Raw genomic sequence first — 16,738 nt, forward strand, 5'->3', positions numbered from 1 at the left:
CTATATCCTCAGCATGTCGCGACGGCGCAGGGGCCGCGCGAACAGTTCGGCAAGATCGCCAGCCTGGTCGAAACCGTGGATCGGGGAGAAGACGAGCTCGATCGCCCATTTGGTCGAGAGCCCTTCGGCCTCCAGCGGGTTGGCAAGGCCGAGGCCGCACACCGTCAGGTCGGCCCGCACGGCGCGCACCCGGTCGAGCTGCCGATCGACGTCCTGCCCTTCGCTGATGGTCACTCCGGCGGGGAGGGCGGCAAGCTCCTGCGCCATGTGGCGCGCATGCAGGAATGGCGTGCCGACTTCGGTGAGCACCATCCCCATTTCGCGGCTGAGGAAACGGGCCAGCGGCAGCTCCAGCTGCGAATCCGGCATGAAGAAGATGGACCGGCCCGCCAGCCGCTCGCGATGGTGCGCCAGCGCTGTCTCCCCGCGCTGGCGATAGGGTGCGAGCACCGTCTCGACATGCGCGCGGTCGATGCCGAACGCCTCGGCAGCGGCAGAAAGCCAGTCGCTGGTCCCTTCGATGCCGAAGGGGAACAGCGCATCGATACGCTGCGCTCCGCGCGCGTCCAGCGCCTGCCCGGTTGCGCCGAGGAAAGGCTGAGCCAGCAGGTAGCGCGTTTCAGGGCCGACGGCGGGCAGATCCGCCACCGCCCGCTCGGGCAGGAAGCCGACCGGGGCGATGCCGATGGCGTCGAACAGGCGGCGGAACTGGTCCTCGACGATGTCGGGCAGCGCACCCACCACCAGCAGATTGAGCGGCGCATCGGCAGCCGGCGTCGGCATCTCCGGCACCAGCGCCGCCAGGCAGGCGTCTTCGCCTTCGGTGAAAGTGGTTTCGATGCCGCTGCCCGAATAGTTGACGATGCGCACCGCCCCGCCATGCTTGACCGACAGGCGCTGCGCGGCCTTGGCGAGGTCGAGCTTGATCACTTCCGACGGGCAGCTGCCGACCAGGAACAGCGTCTTGATCTCCGGCCGCCGCGCCAGCAGCTGGTCGACGATGCGGTCAAGCTCCTCATTGGCATCGGCCAGGCCGGCAAGATCGCGTTCTTCCATGATCGCGGTGGCAAAGCGCGGTTCGGCAAAGATCATCACGCCTGCTGCCGATTGCAGCAGGTGGGCGCAGGTGCGCGAACCGACGACGAGGAAAAAGGCATCCTGCATCTTGCGATGCATCCAGATGATACCGGTCAGCCCGCAGAATACCTCTCGCTGGCCACGCTCCTTGAGCACAGGGCCGCAATCGCCGCCTGCGGGGGTGGCGACGGGGCCCTGGGCGGTCATGCCGCACCCGCCAATGCTGGCGATGTCTGCAATCGCGCGACCCTGAGCTTCCAGAGGAACTAGCCGGCGTTGATGAGATAGGCAGCATAGCCGCACAGCGCGACGACCATCCGCTGCTCGGCGCTGCCATGGCCGCCGAACAGCATGACCAGATAGGCGGTGTGCAGCGCCAGCACTGCCATGCTGAACACATCTTCCCAGAAGAAGGGTTTGGCGAACAGCCATTCGCCGAAGACCTGCTTTTCCCAGATCGAACCGGTGATCATGATCGCATAGAGCGCCAGCGTTTTGGCGACGATCGAGGCGTCGGCTGCGGCTTCACCGGCTCCGGTGGCAAGGAAGCGCAACACCAGACCGAGGCTGATGGCGAAGATAAGGAACTGCACGGGCGCCAGCACCCCCTGCACGATCGTCCAGCGCGACTCGTCGCGCCGCCGGCGCTGCTCGGGCGTGTACAGCGGCGCCACGGCCGTGCGAACCGCGCTTTCCGAGCCGAAACTGGCCGGACTTGGTTGGCTGCCGGTATGCAAGCGCCCTGTCTCCCTTGTTCTCCCGGCAAAGTCTGCGGCGACTTCCGAAAAGTGTCAAGTTTTTTGGACGTCTAGTTTCGGTGACATTCCGGTTTGCGCTCGACGCTGTTTGTCTATAGTCTCCCGACTCACGGGGGGCCGAAGGAGCAGCCCCCGACGGGCCGACGTATTCCGCGCCGACCAGACTTCGGGAGAGTCTGTTGATGGCCAGCATATTCAGGCAAGCGGGATTAAAGTCCGGACTCAGCGATGGGGCTGGTCAACGCGGCCGAAACAAAGCTGGGCGGTCCGGCGCGGATGCCGTCGCAGCGCGACCGGGCGGCGAGGATGCACGTGCGGGCGACAGCGCCCGCAAAGAGGTCAACCGACTTGTCGAACAGCTCGTGATCCCCCGGCTGATCGCCACCAGCATCGACCCGGAGCGTAGCCTCGCCGGAACATTGTTCGGTCCTTCTGCCAAACGCACCAGCCACCGCTTCAGCGAACAGGAAATCGTCGAATTCACCCGCCTGTGCATCAGCGAAAAGACCACGCGTCTGCTCAGGATCATCGACCGCCGGCTCGCGGCCGGCCATTCGGTGGAATCGATCTACATCGAGATGCTGGCACCGGCCGCCCGTCTGCTCGGCACCTATTGGGAAACCGATGAAGCCGACTTCGTCGCCGTCACCATGGGGCTGTGGCGCATCCAGGAAATCCTGCGCGAACTGACCGTGCGGGTCCCTCCGCCGCAAGCCAGGGGCAGCGGCATGCGATCGGCGCTGCTGTCGCCCATGCCCGATGACCAGCACAGCCTCGGCACGCTGATGGTCGCCGACCTGTTCGAGCGCAGCGGCTGGCAGACCGATGTCCTGCTGGAGCCGTCCGCCTCCGAATTGACCGTCAAATGCGCCAGCCAACCCTATGATGTCGTCGCATTGACCATATCCTGCGATTGCTCTAGCGCGCGGCTTGGCCAGTTGATCACCAGTCTCAGGACGGTAGCGGTCAACCGGCATCTCAAGATCATGGTCGGTGGGCAAGCAATCAACAGCCAGCCCCATCTGGCAGTTGAGTGTGGTGCAGATGCGACGGCGGTCGACGCATCGTCGGCGGTCGCGGTGGCGGATCGCCTTGTCCCCGTCGTCGGGGTCGGTCTGGATTATCTGGCGTAGGGAAATGGCCCCGGACGATGAATGGTGAACATCCCAGCCATGACTGGACCTCTTTCAACGATCCAGATGCGATTTTTGACGGTTTCACCGCTGCCGACACGGCGCGCCTTGCCCACACCGCCGGAGACCTGATGCTTGCCGTCGACGAAGACGGCATCATCCGTGACGTTTCTGCCGGAATGCACCAGCATGGCTTTGCCACCGAATATCTTGGCCGCCGCTGGGTCGACACCGTGTCGTCGGAAAGCCGGCCCAAGATCGAGGAACTGCTGGCGGGCAACGGCCGCGATCCCCATGTCTGGCGGCAGGTGAACCATCTCAATGACGGCGAATATATTCCCGTCAGCTATCGGCTGCTGCGCCCCATCGCCGGCGGCATGGGCCTGGCCATCGGTCGCGACCAGCGGGCACTGGCGCTGCTGCAACAGCGGCTGCTCAAGACCCAGCAGTCGATGGAGCGCGACTATCTGCACCTGCGCCAGACCGAGACGCGCTACCGGCTGCTCTTCGACATCATCGCCTATCCGGTGCTGATGGTCGATGGGGATACGCTGGTAGTCCAGCAGGCCAATCGCGCCTGCCATGCCCTGCTGGCGCTGCCGCCGGGGTCGCTCGACGGCAAGTCGTTGCTGACGCTGGTCGAACCTGCCAGCCGTGACGATGTCAGCGCCTATATCGGCGCGATCGCGGTCAACAGCGCCACCGCGCCGGTCAGCGTACGTCTGGCCGGCCGGCCGGGCTATGTGCGCCTCTCGGCTGTCGCCTTCCGCCAGGCAGGCAAGCAGCACTGGCTGGTCACCATCGACGACGGCCTGCACGAAGTGCCGGGCAAGCAGTCGGACCGGCACATTCTCGACATGGTCGACCAGATGCCCGACGCCTTCGTGGTGACGGACGAGAAACAGGCGATCATCGTCGCCAATCGCGCTTTTGCCGATCTCGTCCAGGCCGGCTCCGTCGAGCAGTTGGTCGGCGCATCGCTCGGGCGTTTCATCGGGCGGCCCGATGTCGATCTCAATCTGCTCAAGAAGCAGCTGCGCGAGCATGGCGCCATCCGCAATTTCGGTTCGATCCTGGTCGATCTGACCGGGCAGGACGAGCCCGTGGAGATTTCGGCGGTCATGGTCGAGCGCAACCACTCGCTGTTCGGCTATGCGATCCGCAGCGTCGGCCGGCGTGAGCGCGATCTGCCGGCAGGCGGACAGGACTATCCGCGCTCGGTCGAGCAGCTCACCGAACTGGTCGGCCGCAAACCGCTCAAGGAAATTGTCCGCGAAAGTACCGACCTGATCGAGCGCATGTGTATCGAAGCGGCGCTGGTGCACACGGCGGATAATCGCGCCTCGGCAGCCGAAATCCTCGGCCTCAGCCGGCAAAGCCTCTATTCGAAGCTGCACCGGCACGGGCTCGGGCATCTGATCGGTCGCGATTGACACAGCTACCCCGGAACCGCCGAAAAACTGTCCAATTTGATTGACACTCTGTACTGTCCGACATAGCTTTCTGCTATGTCGGACTCGGCACTTCCCCGCACCCTCCATGCCCGCCCGCGGCTGCGGGACGTCGTGGAACTCAGCAAGCCGGTCACCTGGTTCCCGCCGATGTGGGCCTTCCTGTGCGGCGTCGTGTCCTCAGGCATCTCGATTGTCGACAACTGGCTGTTTCTCGTGGCCGGCATCGCGCTCACCGGGCCCATCGTCTGCGGCACCGCGCAGGTCATCAACGACTGGTGCGACCGGCATGTCGACGCGATCAACGAGCCACGTCGTCCCATTCCCTCCGGCCGCGTTCCGGGCCGCTGGCCGGTCGGCATCGCGCTCGCCGGGTCACTGACCGCGCTTGCCATCGCGGCCTTGCTGGGCAGCTGGGTGCTGCTGGCGACGATGGTCGCGCTGTTCAGCGGCTGGGCCTACAGCGCCCCGCCGTTGCGGCTCAAGCGCAGCGGCTGGTTCGGCCCGCTCGCCTGTGCGCTCAGCTATGAAGGGCTGTCATGGTTCACCGGCGCTGCCGTCATGCTCGCCGCCCTGCCCTCTCCGCTCACGCTGGCGGTGCTGCTCCTCTACAGCCTGGGGGCGCACGGCATCATGACGCTCAACGATTTCAAGGCGGTGGAGGGCGACCGCGCGACCGGGCTGGCATCGCTGCCGGTGGTGCTGGGCGTACGCGGCGCGGCGCTGTGGGCCTGCGCGGCGATGGCGCTGGCCCAGTTCATCGTCGTCGCCCTGCTGGCGTGGAACGGCCTGACGCTGCCGGCGCTCATCGTCGGTCTGCTGCTCGTCGCCCAGCTCGCGCTGATGGTGCGGTTGGTGCGCGACCCGGCGCGGCTCGCCCCCTGGTACAACGCCACCGGCGTCTCGCTCTACGTGCTCGGCATGCTCGCTGCCGCCCTCGGCCTTGGAGGCTATCTATGACCGTTTCCGTATCGACTGCGCCGGGTATTGGCTGGTTCACCATCGTCCGGCTCGGTGCCGTGCAGGCGGCGATCGGCGCCATGGTGATGCTGGCCACCTCGTTGCTCAACCGGGTGATGGTGGTCGAATATGGCATCGCCGCCGCCATCCCCGCCGCGCTCGTGGCCTGGCATTATGCGGTCCAGTTGAGCCGCCCCATCTGGGGCCATCGCTCGGACCGCGCCGCCCGCCGCAGCCCGTGGATCGTCGGCGGGCTCTCCATACTCGCGCTCGGCATCCTCGCGACTATCGACGCAACGGTGATGCTGGCCGGCGGCGGCATCCTGCCGTTCCTGCTCGCCATCACCGGCTTCACCATGATCGGCTTTGGCGTCGGCATGGCGGGCACTGCGCTGCTGGCGCTGCTGGCATCGCGGGTGTCCGAAGCGCGCAAGCCCGCGGCCGCCGCGATCAGCTGGACGATGATGGTCGCCGGCATCGTCGTCGCCGCCGGAGTCTCGGGTGCGTGGCTTGATCCGTTCAGCGAAGTCCGTCTGGCGGTCGTCACCAGCCTGGTCGTGCTCGCCGCCTTCTGCACCGCGATGCTGGCGCTGGCCGGCGTCGAGGCGAACAGCCGCCCGGTCGCCCCCGCGCGCAGCGATGCCGCGCAGCCGGATTTCGGCGACACCCTGCGCGCCATCTGGGCGGACACGCAGGCACGCCGCTTCACCGGTTTCGTGTTCGTGTCGATGATCGCCTATTCGATGCAGGATCTGGTCCTGGAGCCTTTCGCCGGCTTGATGTTCGGCTTCACCCCGGGTGAGTCGACCAGCCTTGCCGGGGTGCAGCATAGCGGTATCCTCGTCGGCATGCTGCTCGCCGGGCTCGGCGGCACCCTGCACGCGCGCCGCTACGGGCAGAATCCGCGGCTGTGGATCATGCTTGGCTGTTTCGGCTCGGCCGCCATGCTCGCCGGGCTGGCGCTGGCCGCCTCGGTCGGCCCCGGCTGGCCGCTGGCTGCCAATGTCTTCGGCCTCGGCTTCACCAACGGCATTTTCGCGGTTGCAGCGGTCGGCGCGATGCTCGGCATGGCGTCCGACGGGTCGGGCAGCGAGGGTGCGCGCATGGGCGTGTGGGGCGCGGCGCAAGCCATCGCCTTCGGCAGCGGCGGTCTCGCCGGCGCGATGATCGTCGACCTGCTGCGCAGCCGCGGGCCGGACAGCCTTGCCTTCACTACCGTTTTCGCGGCCGAAGCAGCGATGTTCGTCCTCGCCGCGCTCGTCGCCGTCGGCACCCGGCTGACGCGCACCCCTTCCACGGGAAAGGCCATACCCATATGAGCAGCCAGCCTGACTTTGATGTCATCGTCGTCGGCGGAGGCCCATCGGGCGCGACCGCGGCGCACGATCTCGCCGTGGCCGGTCACAAGGTCATGCTGCTCGACCGGGCAGGCCGGATCAAGCCGTGCGGCGGGGCGGTACCGCCGCGCCTGCTCAAGGATTTCGACATTCCGCCGTGGCTGCTCGTCGCCCATGCCCATTCGGCCCGCATCATCGCGCCGTCGAACCGCAAGGTGGTGATGCCGGTCGGCGACGGCGGCTATGTCGGCATGGTCGATCGCGACACGTTCGACGAATGGCTGCGCGCCCGCGCCGCGTCCGCAGGCGCGACCCGCGTCACCGGCCGCTGCGAGGAAGTGGATGACGGCGCCGCCATTGTCCGCCTTTCCTACCGCCGCGATCGCCATGCCGAACTCGAAACGGTCACTGCGCGCGCCGTGATCGGTGCGGACGGGGCGCGCTCCGGCGTCGCCCGCCAATGCATTCCCGACGCCGACCGCGTCCCTTGTGTCTTCGCCTATCATGAGGTGGTAGAGGTGCCGGAGGCGATAGACGCCGATTATGACCGCACCCGCTGCGACGTCTATTATCAGGGCCATCTCTCACCCGATTTCTACGCCTGGATCTTCCCGCACGGCAAACAGGCCAGCATCGGCCTGGGCAGCGCCGACAAGGGCTTTCCGCTGCGCGAAACGACACGGCTGATGCGCGAACAGACCGGGCTTGCCCATTGGAAGACGGTGCGCACCGAAGGCGCGCCGATCCCGCTCAAGCCGCTCAAGCGCTGGGACAATGGCCGCAACGTGGTGGTGGCCGGCGACGCCGCCGGGGTGGTCGCCCCCTCCTCGGGCGAGGGCATCTATTATGCGATGACCGCAGGCCGGACCAGCGCCGCCGCGGTTGCCGCCTTCCTCGCCACTGGCAAGGCCAGCGCGCTGCGCAAGGCGCGCAAGGCGTTCATGAAGGAGCATGGCCGGGTATTCTGGATCCTCGGCGTCATGCAGTATTTCTGGTATTCGAGCGATGCCCGCCGCGAACGCTTCGTGGCGATGTGCGCCGACGAGGATGTGCAGCGCTTGACTTGGCAGGCCTATATGCACAAGAAATTGCCGAAACGGGATCCGTGGGCGCATGTCAGAATATTCTTCAAGGATCTCGGCCATCTGTTCGGGCTGCGCTCGGTCCATAGCTGAGGGCGGCGCATGACCCGCGCAGCATTGATGCCGATGCTGATCGCCGGGTCGCTGGCGGTGCTCACCGCAGCGGTCGGCAGCACGATTACCGTCCTCGACAGCTGGTATTACGCGCTCGAACAGCCCGCCTGGGCGCCGCCCGGCTACATGTTCGGCATCATCTGGACGGCGGTGTTCGCCATGATCGCGCTGGCCGGGGTATTCACCTGGGAGCGGGCACCCACCCGCCGCGATCTGGAGATCGCACTGGGCCTTTATGCACTCAACGGCTTCCTCAATCTCTTGTGGAGCTTCCTGTTCTTCCGGCTGCAGCGCCCCGATTTCGCCTTCTGGGAATTGCTGGGTCTGTGGCTGTCCATCGCCGCGCTGATCTGGTTCTGCGGGCGCTTTTCGAAGGCAGCAGCCGCACTGCTCGGGCCCTATCTGATCTGGGTGACCATCGCCGGCGTGCTGAACTGGCAGGTGGTCCAGCTCAACGGGCCGTTCGGGTAACGCTGTGGCGAGTCTGCGGGACCAGCGCGTGACGACGGGCCTGATATATGTTCACGCAAAGGCGCAGAGACGCGGAGGTGTAGATAAATTCCGCGAAGCGGCCCATCAATTGGCCCATGCGTCATCGACCCGCGAGGATTTGGAAAGCGGCTGCGCCGCAATAACTCTCTGCGCCTCTGCGCCTCTGCGTGAACCCGCTCTTCTTTATTGCAAGACATAGCGCCAGTGGAGCGGTTCTTCGCCTCCGGCTACGCCGTCGATGTGGTTTTGCTGGTGCTGGCGGTCGAAGCGCTGTGGCTCCGAGCGCGCGGCCAGAACTGGGCAGACATCCTCCCCGCCCTGCTCCCCGCCGTGCTGATGATGCTGGGCCTGCGCGCCGCGCTCACCGGCCTCGCCTGGCCTTTCATCTCCCTTCCGCTGGCGCTGGCGTTTCCGGTGCATATCTATGACCTGAAGCGACGGGGGATGATCGGACAACCCGCGAGCGGGAGTGGAGAATGAGCGGTCCAGACGCGGCTCAATGGCGCGCTTTCTTTTTTGCCTGTGTCGAGTGTCTGAAGCCCGGCGATTTCAGTCGTTCGCCCTCGCAGGGCGCCTCATGGTGTGCTTACACTAGGTCGTAAACTCATAAAATGCGCGTTCGAGGCGGTGAAATGGCGAAGATATCGGGTTCAGGCGGTCGCCGCCAGTAGTGGTTCTACTGGCAAGACCGCGTGGAGCCGAGATCGAAGCCATTTCACCGCCCCGCAGGGGTTCGACCCATTTTGTTCATGGCAGCGTTGGCAAGGCTGGAAATAGAACCACTATTCCTGCGCCTTGCCGCCTCGCCCTGAACAAAATGGCCTCGAACCTCGAACGCGCATTTTATGAGTTTACGACCTAGCTTCAGCCGCCTTGGTTCCGATGCAGGATATTGGACGTCGGGCTTGCCGCTCGCCGACGACATTGGAGAATTTGGCATCAACGATGGCGGGATATGGGGCCAACCCATTGCCTTCGACGATATTGCCCACGTCATCATTCCTCGGACCATTTACTGGGAGGACATTCGGGAGGGACGCTGGCTGAGCGATGGCAATGCCGTTCAAAACATCGACAGTCTCTCCCGTGCGCTCAGCGCCAAGGGAATTGATCACCGCCTGACCGCACGAGTGCTTGAGATCAAGTGCTACTGATCGGGGCGGCAGCGCATTTGCAGGCCCCCAACGGCATCCACACCCGCCGCACAGAAAAAACCCGGCCTTTCGACCGGGTTTCTTCACGTGCGGTCCGGCGTCGCTGCCGGACGCCACGCCCGCTCAATATTCAGGCGCGTAGTGGTGTTCGATCGCCCACAGATACCAGTTGTCGACAACCGTACCCGTCAGCAGGATGCCGATGCCGCCGCACAGCGGGCAGAGGACGGCGAACCACCACGCCCAGCGATGGATCGATTCCATCGTGGCATTGAAGCCCATCGTCCAGCGCCAGAACAGCGCCGCGCGCTCGGAGGCGGTGCCGCGGTCGGTGATCTGCTCCAGCTCGCGCTCGCCACCATAGCGGCCGACCGCGAGGATGGTCGCCCCGTGCATCGCGAAAAGCAGTGCCGATCCGTAAAGGAAGGCGATCGAGAGCGCGTGGAAGGGGTTGTAGAACAGGTTGCCGTATTGCAGCGAGAAGTTGTTGGTCCATTCAAGGTGCGGGAAGATGCCGAACGGCACCGATTGCGCCCAGCTGCCCATGAAGAACGGGCGGATGAAGCCGATCACCAGAAACAGCCAGATCGCCGCGGCAAAGGCCCAGGAGACGTGCGTCCCCATGCCCAGTGCCCGTGCCCGGCGATAGCCGCGCACCCACCACAGCAGGACCGATGTGGTGAGGAAGAAGCCGGTCAGTATCCACCAGCCGCCCTTGTCCAGCGGCACGAACGGCGAGAAGCCATATTCGGGCTGCGGCGGATAGAGCCCCAGCCAGAAGAACTGGCGCAGGAACTCGCGCGGATCCCAGCCGACCGACGCCAGCATGTTGAGCCCGATGATCTCGAAGGCGAGGAAACCGAACAGCAGCGAGGCGAGGCCGAGCCAGCCGAGATAGATGGGGCCGATCTGCGCCTGGCCGAACTTGCCCATCCAGTAGCTGAAGCCGGTCATCGCGATGCGGCGTTCGTCTCCGGCGGGCAACGGCATACCCATTTCCGGCGCGTGGACCAGTTGGACCTGGGTGAAGATATTCTGATAGCGAGCCATGATACTCTCCCCCCTCAAGACCAGATCGGAATGTTGCGCCACCATTCCCACCATTCCGGCCAGCCGCCGGCATACAATGGCCCGGCGATGATGATGCAGATCGCGCTCCAGAAGCCGGCGTTGAGCGCCAGGAACAGCCCGAGGCGGTGGATGCCGATGGTGCCGACCGAATAGCCGATGAAGTCGCGGAAGAAGGTATCTTCATACTCCGGCGTCTTCACCTCTTCGCCCTTCTTCGGGTTGACCGCCGACAGGATCAGCGCGCCGTGCAGCGCCAGCGCCAGACAGGTGGTGAAGAAGAAGGACACGGCGATCATGTGCGCCGGATTGTAGTGGAAGTTGACGTAGGAATAGCCGGTGTTCGACACCCAATCGAGGTGGGTGAAGATGCCGTAGGGGAAGCCATAGCCCCATGCGCCCATCAGGAACGGGCGGAAAATCACCAGCGTTGCATAGGCGAGAATGGCAAAGCCGAACGCCACCGGCACGTGATAGCCCATGCCGAGCTTGCGGCAGATCTCCACCTCTCGCAGCGCCCAGGAGACGAACGCCCCCATCGCGCAGATGGTGATCACCTGCCAGAAGCCGCCTTCCTTGAGCGGCGCGAAGCCGAGACCATATTTGATGTCGGGCGGGTTGATGGAAATCAGCAGCGGGTTCCAGGTATCGCCCAGCGACGCCGCATAGAAGATCAGCGCCGTGCCCAATATGGCGCAGATCGCCGAGATGACGCCGAAAAAGCCGACGTAGAATGGTCCGATCCAGAAATCGAACAGGTCGCCCCCGATGAGCGTGCCGCCGCGGACGCGATATTTTCTTTCGAAACTGAGCAGTGACACAGCACACCCCCTCCTGCCCTGACGGGCGGAATCTGACGAGGCCGCCCTGGCGGGCAGACATCCATTCTTGCCACCCGGACGGGTGAATGGTCCGTTCCAGCGCAAGCGGGGCCGGACCAGCCGGCAGCCATCCGTCAGGGATGACAGCCGGCGCGGTCAGTCACGGCGACCCCGATGCGGGGCGCGACGGCCAGCGCCGCGCCCCCGGGGGGCCGTTCAGCCCGGTTCAGGGCGCCGGCGCAGGTGCCGCCGGCGGCGGTGCCACGGCAGCAGGTGCTGCGGCCGGTGCCGCCACCACTGCCGGCCCTTCGATCCAGTTGAAGCGGTCGGTGCTCAACAGGATGAAGTGGATCAGCAGTGCCAGTACGAACAGGAAGATCGCGAGCGCGACGAGAGTCCTGCGTGGGTCAAAAATGAGCCAAAGTCTCCACATGGTCTGGTCCTCCCTATGCCAGGAACGTCGTGACGGCGGCCTGGGCCACCTGCACCGTGTCAGTGATCATGGCGTAGCCATTCACACCGGGGAACCACGGCCGCCATGACCACACCAGCACATGCGCGATGATGGCGATGATGGTGAAGCCGATGAAGCTCGACACGAAAATCTTGTGGAATTCTTTTGCCTCTTCCGGGGTCAGATAGGCCCCGGGTCCGAAGCGTTCGTTATCGCTCATGATCCGTCCTCCAATTCAGCCCCAAAGGAGCGACGACGTGCAGCTCTTGCGGGCATTCTCCTCGGCAGCATCGCTGCAAAGGCTCGTGACATCCGGCGGATGCCGGATGAATGGGCCGGGGCGCTCATGCGTGCGCCCCTTCTAGCATGGTGGCCGCCAGCCTGTCGGCGGACACATGATCTTCACCGGCGGCGCGCGCGCTGCGCTCCGCGGCATCGCGCAGGCGCTTGGCTGCGGAAATGCGCACCAGCACCGGCTGCGCCTCGACGATCGCGTCGAGCTTGGCCTTGGCATCATTGTCCCAGCGCAGCGTAGCCTCGCGCCGCGCCGGCGTGGCGGCGCCGGCATCCATCTGCGTGGACAGCGGCAGGATGTGGAACAGCGCATCGAACAGCGCGTTGCACACTTCCTGGACCAGCCAGGTCGCGCCGGAATACCCCATGTACGGCGTGCCGGTGTGCCGCCGGATCGCCGCGCCCGGGAAGCTTGCCGGGATGAACATCCCCCGGCCCCCGGTTTCGGCCAGATACATGCGCTCGTTATAGCTGCCGAACAGCACCAGCGGCGGCGTATCGATGATCGCTGCACGCACTGCCTGATTGTCCGGCTTGACCCCGGCCTTGCGACCGAAGGCAAAGGTGCAGGGCAGCCCCATCTCGTCTTCGAGGAATTTGCGGATGCCGCGCGCATAGGTATCGTTGGCGACGATGCCGAAACTCGCGGTGCCGAAGAAATCCTGCGTCACCGACCGCCACAGATCCCACAGCGGCTTGATGGTGGTGTGCTTTTCGCGCTCGATGAACGGTTCGGGATCGAGCCCGGTCAGCTCGCCCAGTCGCCGCAGGAATTTGGTGGTCGAATCAAGGCCGAACGGGGCCTGGAGATAGGGCCGCTCGAGCAGCTCGCACAGATTGCGGCCGAACTCGCGGTACATGCAGACATTGACCTCGGCATGCGCCAGCTTCTGGATGTCGGCGAGGTGGGTGCCGAGCGGGAACACCATGTTGACCTCGGCGCCGATCCCTTCGACCAGCCGCCGGATTTCCGCGAGATCGGACGGCATGTTGAACACGCCATAGCTCGGCCCGATGATGTTGACCTTGGGTCGTTCGCCCTCGCCCCGCAGTTTGGGCGCCGGCATCTTCTTGGGCCCGAACTCGGTCCACAGCCACGCCAGCGCACGATCTTCGGCCTGCCATTGATCCTCGTCGATGGTGCGCGGCAGGAACCGCTTGATCGTTGTCCCTTCGGGCGTCACGCCGCCGCCGATCATCTCCGCGATCGAGCCGGTGACGACCACCGTCGGCAGATCAGGGTCGAGCGTCTGCCATGCCCGCTTCATCGCGGCTTCGGTGCCGGTCTTGCCCAGTTCCTCTTCGCCCAGCCCGGTGACGGTGATCGGCAGTTCGTGGGGCGGCAGGCCGTCGGTGTAATGCAGCACCGACGTCACCGGCAGATTTTCGCACCCCACCGGCCCGTCGATGATCACCTGCAGGCCCTTGACCGCGGTGAACGCATAGACAGCGCCCCAATAGCCGCCAGCCCGGTCATGATCGATGATCAGTGTCATGAGCCGATTGCCTCCGCCGCCTTGGCCGCGAGGGCATTTTGCGCCGCATATTTGGCCTTGAACTTCGGCCGGTCGGTCGGCGTCTCTTCCCAGATGCCGGCGCTATGGCCGCTGCCCACGCCTTCGAAGAAGGCCTGCATGCGCTCAAACCGCGCCTTGTTGCCGATTGCCGCGTTGACGACCTGCGCCAGGCTGCCCGCGCCCGCCGGCCCCATCAGCGGCCGCGCGGAAATGAGGTTGGTGAAATAGAGCGCGGGGATGGACCGGGCCTTGGCATGCTGGACGACCGGCGTGGTACCGATGGCAAGATCCGGGCCGAACTCTTCGACCGCCGCGATATCGGCTTCGAGGCTGGCGCGATAATTGACCCGCACGCCGCGGGCTTCCAGCCATTCGCGGTCGGGATCGGACCATCTGGTCCTGGGGCAGGCAGTGCCGACATAGGGCACGTCCGCACCGCTTTCGATCAGCAGCCGCGCAACCAGCAGTTCGGACCCTTCATAGCCCGAAACGGTGATGCGGCCCTTGATCGGTTTCGCGGCGAGCGCGCCCTGGATCGCGGGCAGGATGGCATTCTGCGCAGCGGCTATGCGCTCCGCACTCGCGCCGGTGGCCTCGCCGATCGCCTTGAGCCAGGCGGCGGTGCCGTCGCGGCCCACCGGTGCCGAGCCGACGACCGTGCGGCCAGCCGCCTCGAACTCGCGGACACTGGCGGTGTAGAACGGATGGATGGCCGCAATCACTGCGCCGCCGAGCGCGGCATATAGCTCGCGCCACTCGCGCGTCGGCACGACCGGCCCCGCAGCGAGCCCGAGCGGTTCGAGCATATGGCCGATGCCGATCGGATCGACCGGGAACATTTCCCCGAGCAGCGTCACCGACGGTCGGTCCGGCAGCGCGGAGGGCGCGGCCACCGGGCCCTGCTCCGCTTCTCCCCTGGCATAGCGCAGCATTGCGCCAGCCAGCACGTCTTTGGCTTCGGCATGGGTTGGAATGCCGAAGCCTGGCACGTCAATGCCAATGATGCGCACACCATTGACCGCGTCCGGCAGCAGCCGCAGCGGCACGCCGCTGGCGGTGGGGACGCAGAGGTTGGTGACGACTATGCTGTCATATTTCTCCGGATCGGCCATCTCCTCGACGGCATCCTTGATGTCCTCGAACAGCTTGCCGGTGACCAGCGTCTCCGAGCTGAACGGCACATAGCCGACGCTGCGACGGGCACCGTAGAAGTGGGAGGTGAAGGTGAGGCCATAGACGCAGCAGGCGCTGCCGGAGAGGATGGTGCCCGTACGCCGCATCCTGAGACCGACCCGCAGGCTGCCGAAAGCGGGACACATCGACTGCGGCTGATCGTGCGGCCCCAGCGGATAATCGGCGGCATAGCGATCGAGTATCTCTGCCTTGCCCGCCTTCTTGGCCGCCTCGCGCAGCACGTCCTTCGACGAACAACCGCCCTCGACCGGCGCAGGCGCAAGATCGATGCGATCCGGCGCGCGCGCACTGCTGGTCAAGGCGGTCGATTCAGTCACGCATCATACCTCGTCATAAATCACTTCGAGCGATGGCTTGGTTTCGAACACCCCGCCGCGCATGTCGGCCTGGGTGGCGGGATAGAGGGTGAAGTCGGCGCCGGTGACATCGGCGCTGAACAGGCCGAGCAACCCGTCCTGATCGAGCGGCGCGGGGCGCAGCGGCGGAGCCTTGGCGACGTTGATCGCCAGCTCCTCGAACAGCGGCGCCCATTGCCCGCCGGGCTTGCCGATGATCTGATAATTGGCGGATTTCTTGCGGATATCCTCGTTGGCGGGGATCGCGCACAGCACCGGAATGCCCACCGCCTCGGCAAAGGCATTGGCCTCGCCGGTGCCGTCGTCCTTGTTGAGGATCATCCCCGCGACACCGACATTGCCGCCCATCTTGCGGAAATATTCGACCGCCTTGCAGACGTTGTTGGCGACATAGAGCGACTGCAGGTCGTTCGATGCGACGACGATCACCTTCTGGCACATGTCGCGGGCGATCGGCAGGCCGAAGCCCCCGCACACCACGTCGCCAAGGAAATCGAGCAGCACATAGTCGAAACCCCACTCGTGAAAGCCAAGCTTCTCGAGCGTTTCGAAACCATGGATGATGCCGCGGCCGCCGCAGCCCCGCCCGACCTCGGGCCCGCCCAGCTCCATCGCGAACACGCCGTCGCGCTGGAAGCAGACGTCCTCGATGCCGATCTCCTCGCCTGCCAGCTTCTTTGCCGAAGAGGTTTCGATGATCGTCGGGGTCGATTTTCCGCCGAACAGCAGGCTGGTCGTATCGCTCTTGGGATCGCAGCCGATCAGCAGCACGCGCTTGCCCTGCTGCGCCATCATGTAGGACAGATTGGCCAGCGCAAAGCTCTTGCCGCTGCCGCCCTTGCCATAAATGGCGATGATCTGCGTTTCCTTCTTGACCTCGCCGGTCGGCACCGGATCGGGCTCGATGGCCGCTTCCTGGCGCAGCGTTTCGACGTCGAGCATGGTCATGCGCATTCCCTCCAGTCGAGCACCATCTTCACGCAATCGGGATCGTCGAAAGCGCGCGGATAGGCTCGTGCGGCACTGTCGACAGGTTCGATGGCGGTAATCAGTCCGGACAGGTCGAGGCTGCCGGACGCGACCAGCGCGCGGACCGCCGTCATGTCTTCGGCCTGCCATTCGGCAGCGATGCGCAGTCGCGCCTCGCGCTGGAAGGCGGGGGCGAAGGCAAAGGCGATCGGCGCGCTGTAGAAGCCGGCCAGAACTAGCTCGCCGCCCTTGGCCAGGCGGGCGATGAAGCTGTCGAGCGCTGCGGCATTGCCGCTGACGTCGTAGATGCTGGCATAATCCGAACGGTCATCGTCATCGGGGTGGATGACGCGGTAGCCGACTGCGCCCGATTGCCGCGCCGCCTGGGTTTCCCAGACCACCGGCGGCGGCGCACCGGCCGCGACGGTGAGGCGCGCCAGCAGCCGGCCGAGCACGCCATGGCCGATGATCAGCTGCGGCAATTGCCCCCCCCGCGATCGCATGTCG

18 protein-coding genes are annotated in these 16,738 nt (G+C 65.4%); 8 read left to right on the forward strand and 10 right to left on the reverse strand.

From position 1 onward, the window contains the following. Both AC0QC4_RS01365 and bchF read right to left on the reverse strand, forming a co-directional pair. On the reverse strand, positions 1-1,284 hold the full coding sequence (locus tag AC0QC4_RS01365) for a ferredoxin:protochlorophyllide reductase (ATP-dependent) subunit N (protein WP_483657892.1): 1,284 nt from the start codon (positions 1,282-1,284) through the stop codon (positions 1-3). Positions 1,285-1,343: 59 nt separating this feature from the next. Continuing rightward, on the reverse strand, positions 1,344-1,814 hold the full coding sequence (gene bchF / locus AC0QC4_RS01370) for a 2-vinyl bacteriochlorophyllide hydratase (protein WP_483657894.1): 471 nt from the start codon (positions 1,812-1,814) through the stop codon (positions 1,344-1,346). A 383-nt stretch (positions 1,815-2,197) separates the two neighbouring features. Here bchF and AC0QC4_RS01375 point away from each other — a divergent pair, with 383 nt between their 5' ends. From AC0QC4_RS01375 to AC0QC4_RS01410, 8 genes are all read left to right on the forward strand, one after another. After that, a complete protein-coding gene (locus AC0QC4_RS01375; RefSeq protein WP_483657896.1) occupies positions 2,198-2,968 on the forward strand; it encodes a cobalamin B12-binding domain-containing protein in 771 nt (256 codons plus the stop codon). Between the two features lie 17 nt (positions 2,969-2,985). Further along, on the forward strand, positions 2,986-4,401 hold the full coding sequence (gene ppsR / locus AC0QC4_RS01380) for a transcriptional regulator PpsR (RefSeq protein ID WP_483657898.1): 1,416 nt from the start codon (positions 2,986-2,988) through the stop codon (positions 4,399-4,401). A gap of 75 nt (positions 4,402-4,476) precedes the next feature. Next, on the forward strand, positions 4,477-5,379 hold the full coding sequence (chlG, locus tag AC0QC4_RS01385) for a chlorophyll synthase ChlG (protein WP_483657900.1): 903 nt from the start codon (positions 4,477-4,479) through the stop codon (positions 5,377-5,379). After that, positions 5,376-6,698: a BCD family MFS transporter gene (locus tag AC0QC4_RS01390; protein WP_483657902.1), complete on the forward strand. Its 1,323-nt coding sequence runs from the start codon at positions 5,376-5,378 to the stop codon at positions 6,696-6,698. Before chlG ends, AC0QC4_RS01390 begins: the two co-directional genes overlap by 4 nt. After that, positions 6,695-7,891, forward strand: coding sequence for a geranylgeranyl diphosphate reductase (locus AC0QC4_RS01395; RefSeq protein ID WP_483657904.1), 1,197 nt, complete (start codon positions 6,695-6,697; stop codon positions 7,889-7,891). Before AC0QC4_RS01390 ends, AC0QC4_RS01395 begins: the two co-directional genes overlap by 4 nt. Positions 7,892-7,900: 9 nt before the next feature. Beyond that, positions 7,901-8,383 (forward strand): TspO/MBR family protein, encoded by a 483-nt coding sequence (locus AC0QC4_RS01400; RefSeq protein ID WP_483657906.1) that lies wholly within the window; start codon positions 7,901-7,903, stop codon positions 8,381-8,383. 225 nt (positions 8,384-8,608) lie between these two features. Further along, entirely contained in the window at positions 8,609-8,884 is a 276-nt protein-coding gene (locus tag AC0QC4_RS01405; RefSeq protein WP_483657908.1) for a hypothetical protein, read from the forward strand. Between the two features lie 425 nt (positions 8,885-9,309). Next, positions 9,310-9,558: a hypothetical protein gene (locus AC0QC4_RS01410; protein ID WP_483657910.1), complete on the forward strand. Its 249-nt coding sequence runs from the start codon at positions 9,310-9,312 to the stop codon at positions 9,556-9,558. Between the two features lie 123 nt (positions 9,559-9,681). Here the strand turns inward: AC0QC4_RS01410 and pufM are convergent, their stop codons facing one another. The 8 genes from pufM to AC0QC4_RS01450 form a co-directional block, all read right to left on the reverse strand. Then, the gene (pufM, locus tag AC0QC4_RS01415; RefSeq protein ID WP_483657912.1) at positions 9,682-10,608 is read right to left on the reverse strand and encodes a photosynthetic reaction center subunit M; all 927 of its coding nucleotides are present in this window, start codon (positions 10,606-10,608) and stop codon (positions 9,682-9,684) included. 14 nt (positions 10,609-10,622) lie between these two features. Next, a complete protein-coding gene (gene pufL, locus AC0QC4_RS01420; RefSeq protein WP_483657914.1) occupies positions 10,623-11,447 on the reverse strand; it encodes a photosynthetic reaction center subunit L in 825 nt (274 codons plus the stop codon). Positions 11,448-11,673: 226 nt separating this feature from the next. Next, complete coding sequence (gene pufA, locus AC0QC4_RS01425) at positions 11,674-11,880, reverse strand: light-harvesting antenna LH1, alpha subunit (protein ID WP_483657916.1); 207 nt, start codon at positions 11,878-11,880, stop codon at positions 11,674-11,676. A gap of 13 nt (positions 11,881-11,893) precedes the next feature. Further along, positions 11,894-12,121: a light-harvesting antenna LH1, beta subunit gene (gene pufB / locus AC0QC4_RS01430; protein ID WP_483657918.1), complete on the reverse strand. Its 228-nt coding sequence runs from the start codon at positions 12,119-12,121 to the stop codon at positions 11,894-11,896. A gap of 124 nt (positions 12,122-12,245) precedes the next feature. Beyond that, a complete protein-coding gene (bchZ, locus tag AC0QC4_RS01435) occupies positions 12,246-13,691 on the reverse strand; it encodes a chlorophyllide a reductase subunit Z (RefSeq protein WP_483657920.1) in 1,446 nt (481 codons plus the stop codon). Beyond that, positions 13,688-15,223, reverse strand: coding sequence for a chlorophyllide a reductase subunit Y (gene bchY, locus AC0QC4_RS01440; RefSeq protein WP_483657922.1), 1,536 nt, complete (start codon positions 15,221-15,223; stop codon positions 13,688-13,690). The genes bchZ and bchY overlap by 4 nt, the downstream gene beginning before the upstream one ends. Positions 15,224-15,226: 3 nt before the next feature. Beyond that, the gene (locus tag AC0QC4_RS01445) at positions 15,227-16,210 is read right to left on the reverse strand and encodes a chlorophyllide a reductase iron protein subunit X (protein WP_483657924.1); all 984 of its coding nucleotides are present in this window, start codon (positions 16,208-16,210) and stop codon (positions 15,227-15,229) included. Beyond that, positions 16,207-16,734 (reverse strand): hypothetical protein, encoded by a 528-nt coding sequence (locus AC0QC4_RS01450; protein ID WP_483658659.1) that lies wholly within the window; start codon positions 16,732-16,734, stop codon positions 16,207-16,209. Before AC0QC4_RS01450 ends, AC0QC4_RS01445 begins: the two co-directional genes overlap by 4 nt. Positions 16,735-16,738: the final 4 nt, after the last annotated feature.

Source organism: Sphingomonas sp. jy18 (genome assembly GCF_056931895.1).

Excerpts from the sequence above, each read along its gene's own strand:
- chlG (WP_483657900.1), top strand. The coding sequence starts at position 4,477 with ATGTCGGACTCGGCACTTCCCCGCACCCTCCATGCCCGCCCGCGGCTG.
- AC0QC4_RS01445 (WP_483657924.1), bottom strand. The coding sequence starts at position 16,210 with ATGACCATGCTCGACGTCGAAACGCTGCGCCAGGAAGCGGCCATCGAG.
- bchZ (WP_483657920.1), bottom strand. The coding sequence starts at position 13,691 with ATGACACTGATCATCGATCATGACCGGGCTGGCGGCTATTGGGGCGCT.
- AC0QC4_RS01365 (WP_483657892.1), bottom strand. The coding sequence starts at position 1,284 with ATGACCGCCCAGGGCCCCGTCGCCACCCCCGCAGGCGGCGATTGCGGC.
- AC0QC4_RS01390 (WP_483657902.1), top strand. The coding sequence starts at position 5,376 with ATGACCGTTTCCGTATCGACTGCGCCGGGTATTGGCTGGTTCACCATC.
- AC0QC4_RS01395 (WP_483657904.1), top strand. The coding sequence starts at position 6,695 with ATGAGCAGCCAGCCTGACTTTGATGTCATCGTCGTCGGCGGAGGCCCA.
- ppsR (WP_483657898.1), top strand. The coding sequence starts at position 2,986 with ATGAATGGTGAACATCCCAGCCATGACTGGACCTCTTTCAACGATCCA.
- pufA (WP_483657916.1), bottom strand. The coding sequence starts at position 11,880 with ATGTGGAGACTTTGGCTCATTTTTGACCCACGCAGGACTCTCGTCGCG.
- AC0QC4_RS01400 (WP_483657906.1), top strand. The coding sequence starts at position 7,901 with ATGACCCGCGCAGCATTGATGCCGATGCTGATCGCCGGGTCGCTGGCG.
- pufB (WP_483657918.1), bottom strand. The coding sequence starts at position 12,121 with ATGAGCGATAACGAACGCTTCGGACCCGGGGCCTATCTGACCCCGGAA.
- pufM (WP_483657912.1), bottom strand. The coding sequence starts at position 10,608 with ATGGCTCGCTATCAGAATATCTTCACCCAGGTCCAACTGGTCCACGCG.
- AC0QC4_RS01450 (WP_483658659.1), bottom strand. The coding sequence starts at position 16,734 with ATGCGATCGCGGGGGGGGCAATTGCCGCAGCTGATCATCGGCCATGGC.